Below are 5,550 nucleotides of genomic sequence, written 5' to 3'. Positions count from 1 at the left end.
TGTCGCCGCCGAGGCCCGCGATGCGGTCGCCGGCGATGGTGAGCCGGTCGCCGTCGACGACGCCGCCGGGCAGCACGAGCCGGGCGCCGGCCAGGTACCGGCGGTGCGCAGTGGTCATGGGGCCGCCTCCGAGGATGACCTGAGTGATTTTGATCGAGTCATGGGCGAGAGTCTGTTCAAAACTGATCGAGCAGCCTATCTTTTGCTCAGATTCAATCACCTGAATGCAGACCCGCGCAGGAGGACCGATGACCCACGTCGCCACCGAGATCGCCAGCCAGCCCGAATGCTGGTCCCGCGCCCTGGAGTTGAGCCCCGAAGGACTCCCCGAGCCGGGGGAGCGGGTGGCCGTCCTGGGCTGCGGCACCTCCCTCTACGTCGCGCAGGCCTACGCCGCCCTGCGCGAGGAGGCCGGACTCGGCGAGACCGACGCCTTCGCCGCATCCGCGTTCCCCGAGACCCGCGACTACGACCGGGTGCTCGCGATCACCCGGTCCGGGACCACCACCGAGGTCCTCGACGCCCTCGCCCGCACCCGGGTCCGGGCCCGCGCCGCGGCGACGACCGCGAAGACCCGGACGACCGCGATCACCGGAGACCTCGCCACGCCCGTCGCCACCGCGGCCGACACCCTCGTCGACCTCTCCTTCGCCGACGAGAAGTCCGTCGTGCAGACCCGCTTCGCCACCACCGTCCTGGCCCTGCTCCGCAACCACCTCGGCCTGACCGACGCGGAGCTGCCCGCCCAGGCACGCGCCGCCGTCCTCGACGAACTGCCCCAAGCCGCCCTGACCGCCGAGCAGTTCACCTTCCTCGGCACCGGCTGGACGGTCGGCCTGGCCCACGAGGCAGCCCTCAAGCTCCGGGAGGCCTCCGGCAGTTGGGCCGAGTCCTACCCGGCCATGGAGTACCGCCACGGCCCGATCAGCATCAGCGCCCCCGGTCGGGTCGTCTGGTTCCTCGGCACCCCGCCCGCCGGCCTGCCGGAGGAGGTCCGCGCCACCGGAGCCACTGTCGTCTCCTCCGACCTCGACCCGCTGGCCGAACTCGTGCGCGCCCAGCGCCTCGCGGTCGCCCTCGCCGAGCGGCGCGGCCTCGACCCGGACCAGCCGCGCAACCTGACCCGTTCGATCATCCTCCACCAGCCGTGACGGTCATCGCCCTCGACCTCGGCGGCACCGACCTCAAGGGCGCCGTCGTGGCCGACGACGGCACGGTCCTGCGGACCAGGCGTTGGCCCACCAGGCCCGCACGCGGTGCCGACGCCGTCGTCGACACCGTGCTCGGCTGCGCCACCGAACTCGCCGACCTCGCCCGGCACACCGGAACCCCGCCCCGGGCGGCCGGACTCGTCGCGCCCGGCCTGGTGGACGAGAACACCGGCACGGTGGTCAGAGCGGTCAACCTCGACTGGCACGACCTCCCGATCCGCCACCGGCTCGCCGAACACCTCGGCCTGCCGGTCGCGTTCGGCCACGACGTCCGGGCCGGCGGCCTCGCCGAGGGCCGCCTCGGCGCCGGCCGGGGCAGCGACTCCTTCGTCTTCGTCCCGGTCGGCACCGGCATCGCCGCAGCCGTCGTGACCGGCGGGCACGCCGTCACCGGCGCGCGGGGGATCGCCGGTGAACTCGGCCACCTCGTCGTGCGGCCCGGCGGCGAGCGCTGCGCCTGCGGCGGCCGGGGATGCCTGGAGACCGTCGCCTCGGCCGCCGCGATCGCCCGCCGCCACGCCCGCCTCACCGGCGCACCGGACCTCGGCGCCGAGGACGTGCACCGGCGGGCGGTCGCCGGCGAACCCGTGGCCCGGCAGGTCTGGGCCGACGCGGTCGAGGCACTGGCCGAGGGCCTGGCCGCCACCGTCGCCCTGCTCGACCCGGAGCGGATCGTGCTCGGCGGCGGCCTCGTCCGGGCCGGGGACGACCTCCTCGCCCCGCTGGCCGCGGCGCTCGCCGACCGCCTGGCCTTCCGGGCGCCGCCCCGACTGGTCGCCGCCGAACTCGGCCGCCGCGCAGGCTGCCTCGGCGCGGCCCTGCTCGCCCACGACCTGGTCGCTCATGAAGGCATGCCGTGATCCTCACCGTCACCCTGAACGCCGCCGTCGACGTGACCTACCGCCTCGACCGGGTGGACCACCACGGCAGCAACCGGATCGAGACCGCCACCGAGCGGGCCGGCGGCAAGGGGATCAACGTCGCCCGAGTGCTCGCCGCGCTCGGCCACGACACCGCCGTCACCGGCCTGGCCGGCGGCATCACCGGCCAGGCCCTGCGCGCCGACCTCGCGGCCGCCGGGCTGCGCGACGAACTCGTCCCGATCGGGGGCACGACCAGGCGCACCGTCGCCGTGGTCGAGCACGCCACCGGCGACGCGACCGTCTACCTGGAACCCGGTCCCGCCGTCACCGCCGAGGAGTGGTCCGACTTCACCGGCCGCTACCGCAGACTGCTGCGCGGCGCCAGGGCGGTCGTGCTGTCCGGCTCACTGCCCGCCGGGGTGCCTCCGGACGCCTACGGCCGGCTGGTGGAGCTCGCCACCGGGGCGGGGGTGCCCGCGGTCCTCGACGCCGAGGGGCCCGCGCTGCTCGCCGCCCTGGCCGCCCGCCCCGCGCTGGTCAAGCCCAACGCGGCCGAACTCGCCGCGACGGTCGGCCCGGTGGACCCGCTCACCGGCGCCCGGAAGCTGCGCGCTGCCGGAGCCCGCGCCGTGGTGGTCTCCCTCGGGCCCCGCGGGCTGCTCGCCAGCACCCCGGAGGGGGAGTGGCGCGCCCGCCCGCCCGAGGACGCGCGCGGCAATCCGACCGGCGCCGGCGACTCGGCGGTGGCCGCGCTCACCGCCGGCCTGGTCACCGGCACCCCTTGGCCGGAGCGGCTGGCCGAGGCGGTCGCCCTGTCGGCGGCCACGGTGCTCGCACCGCTCGCCGGGAGCTTCGACCCGGCCGACCACCGGAGGCTGCTGCCGCTCGTCCGGGTCCGGCCGGTCTGTCCGGCCGCACCGACCCCCGCCCGCCCCTCGTCCACCCGTCCCTCGTCGTCCCGCCCCTCGTCCGCCGGCCCCTCGCCGTCCGGCCCTCAAGGAGAGCCATGCCCCTCGTAGCCACCGGTTCGATCGTCCAGCCCGCCGTCCGGCGCCGCCACGGCGTCGGCGCCTTCAACGTCATCCAGCTGGAACACGCCGAGGCGATCGTCGCCGGGGCCGAGCGGGCCGGGGCGCCGGTGATCCTGCAGATCAGCGAGAACGCCGTGCGCTACCACGGCGCGCTCGCCCCGATCGGCCGGGCCGCGCTCGCGGTGGCCCGGGCCGCGACCGTACCCGTCGCCCTGCACCTGGACCACGTGACCTCCACGGAGCTGGTCCGGGAGGGAGTCGAACTGGGCTTCACCTCCGTCATGTTCGACGCCTCCGCCCTCGACCACGAGGCGAACGTACGGGCCACCGCCGGCGTCGTGTCGGGCTGCCACGCGGCAGGCGTCTGGGTCGAGGCCGAACTCGGCGAGATCGGCGGCAAGGACGGCGTCCACGCGGCCGGCGCCCGCACCGACCCGGCGGAGGCGGCGGCGTTCGTGGCGCGCACCGGGGTGGATGCCCTCGCCGTCGCCGTCGGCAGCTCGCACGCCATGCTCACCCGGGACGCCGTCCTCGATCTGGACCTGGTCAGCGGGATCGCCCGCGCCGTCCCGGTTCCCCTGGTACTGCACGGCTCCTCCGGCGTCGCCGACGACCACCTGGTCGCCGCGGTCCGGCACGGCATGACCAAGATCAACATAGCCACCCACCTCAACAAGGCGTTCACCGCGGCCGTCCGGGCCTGCCTGCGCGAGGACGAGCACCTGGTGGACACCCGCCGCTACCTCGGCGCGGGCCGCACCGCCGTCACCGACGAGGTCGCCCGCCTGCTGCGGCTGCTCCGCTCGCCCGGCACCGCTCGCACGCCTGCAACCGCCACCTGACCTGTCGTCACCACCGCCGCTGCACAGGGTCGTCGCAGCCGTTGTGCGGAGCCGCGCCCGGACCGTTTATCGTCCGTTCACTGTGCGTCAACGCACGATCGGTGAGATAGGCATGCCCATCTCAAGGCATCGCGAGAAGGAGTGCCCTCCTTGACCACTCACCTCAGGCACGGCGCCGGCCCGCGGACGGCGGCGGCCCTCATGGCCACGCTGTGCGGGATCGTCGGCGCCACCGCGGTCGGCACGACCCCCGCGGCGGCCGCCGACCAGCGACACCCCATCTACGCCATCGCGCACCGGGTCGACACCCTGGACGGTGTGGACGCCGCGATCAACCACGGCGCCAACGGCATCGAGATCGACGTGTGCGCCTGGTGGAACCCGAACGAATGGCGCGCCTACCACGACTGCTCCTCGGCCGGCGAGAACCGGCTCGGCCCCAGCTTCGACAGCATGATCGACCGCATCGTCTCCAACGCCAACGCGGGGCGCCGACTGTCGCTGGTCTGGCTGGACATCAAGGACCCGAACTACTGCGGCGAAGAGCCCAACCGCACCTGCAGCGTCGCCGGACTGCGCGACAAGGCGCAGCGCTTGACGGCCGCCGGGATCCAGGTGCTCTACGGCTTCTACGAGTACCACGGCGGCAACACCCCGGACGTCGGCGGCCGGGGCTGGAAGAGCCTGGAAGGCAAGCTCGGCCCCCTGGAGGGCATCACGACCACCGGCAGCCGCGACAAGGTCCGCAGCGCCTTCGCCGCGTCCGGCTCCGGCTTCGCCCCCGGCCACCGGGCGATGGACTACGGCGACAGCGACATCACCAAGGGCTTCGGCAACTGCACGGAAGCCACCTACAACACGTGCACCGAACTGAAGAAGGGAGCCGCGGACCGCGACGCCGGCCAGCTCGGGGCCACGCTGTCCTGGACGACCACCTACAACGACCCCTGGTACGTCGACAAGCTGCTGGGGGACGCGCGGGTGGACGGCATCATCGCCGGCTACGGCGCCTTCACCGGAGTGCGCGAGTACGACAACAGCTGGCAGTGCGCCAACGCCGTCAACCTCGTCCGCGACTGGGTGAACCACCACGGCTCCACCCATCGCATGGCCACCAGTGGCGACCGCCTCTTCAAGTAGGGGACAGCTTCCGGGAGGGTCCGTGCCGGCTCCCGGCGCGGCCCGGGCCGGGGCATTTGTTCTCGGACGCGGGAGAGGAGTACTGTCCTCTAGTCGCTCGGCTGGGAGCACCGGACACGCATCTGCGCGGACGGTCCCGGAGCGGCCAATCCACGAGAAATATCCCTGCTCGGTTCGAGCCGGGTCGAACTTGCCATGGGCAGGTGCGACTTCGGTGCGTATTCGGCGTGGGTGTTTATCCGGATTGCGGCCGGATTCGCCTTTCGAGGCGGAGGTCGGCTAGAGTTTGAAACGTCGGACGGGGCGTCAAGCCCCGGAAGACACCGGCGAGTTGGATGAACGAAGCCCCGGAAACGGAGCGGAAAGCGTCTGATAAGCTGGGAACACGAAAGAACGAAGCCCGGAGGTTCCGCTGGAAGGCGGTCCGAAGGAAGCGTCCGTTCCTTGAGAACTCAACAGCGTG

Annotated in this window: 5 protein-coding genes; all 5 read left to right on the top strand. The window is 73.5% G+C overall.

Features of this window, described 5'->3' with window-relative positions; all coding sequences use genetic code 11:
• Positions 1-248 precede the first annotated feature (248 nt).
• The 5 genes from AC0B61_RS36830 (at position 249) to AC0B61_RS36810 (ending at position 5,087) form a co-directional block, all read left to right on the top strand.
• Complete coding sequence (locus AC0B61_RS36830) at positions 249-1,151, top strand: SIS domain-containing protein (protein WP_471746856.1); 903 nt, start codon at positions 249-251, stop codon at positions 1,149-1,151.
• Positions 1,148-2,071 (top strand): ROK family protein, encoded by a 924-nt coding sequence (locus tag AC0B61_RS36825; protein ID WP_471746855.1) that lies wholly within the window; start codon positions 1,148-1,150, stop codon positions 2,069-2,071. Before AC0B61_RS36830 ends, AC0B61_RS36825 begins: the two co-directional genes overlap by 4 nt.
• Positions 2,068-3,093: a 1-phosphofructokinase family hexose kinase gene (locus AC0B61_RS36820; RefSeq protein WP_471746853.1), complete on the top strand. Its 1,026-nt coding sequence runs from the start codon at positions 2,068-2,070 to the stop codon at positions 3,091-3,093. Before AC0B61_RS36825 ends, AC0B61_RS36820 begins: the two co-directional genes overlap by 4 nt.
• Entirely contained in the window at positions 3,081-3,947 is an 867-nt protein-coding gene (locus tag AC0B61_RS36815; protein ID WP_471746851.1) for a class II fructose-bisphosphate aldolase, read from the top strand. Before AC0B61_RS36820 ends, AC0B61_RS36815 begins: the two co-directional genes overlap by 13 nt.
• A 150-nt stretch (positions 3,948-4,097) precedes the next feature.
• Entirely contained in the window at positions 4,098-5,087 is a 990-nt protein-coding gene (locus tag AC0B61_RS36810; protein ID WP_471746849.1) for a PI-PLC domain-containing protein, read from the top strand.
• The last annotated feature ends 463 nt before the right edge of the window (positions 5,088-5,550 follow it).

This window comes from Kitasatospora sp. NPDC023385 (assembly GCF_055664045.1).
Note: the sequence above shows the minus strand (reverse complement) of the source record. Positions and strands in the feature narration are given on the sequence as shown.

Coding starts and splice junctions, on each gene's coding strand:
- AC0B61_RS36830 (WP_471746856.1), top strand. CDS start 249: ATGACCCACGTCGCCACCGAGATCGCCAGCCAGCCCGAATGCTGGTCC.
- AC0B61_RS36815 (WP_471746851.1), top strand. CDS start 3,081: ATGCCCCTCGTAGCCACCGGTTCGATCGTCCAGCCCGCCGTCCGGCGC.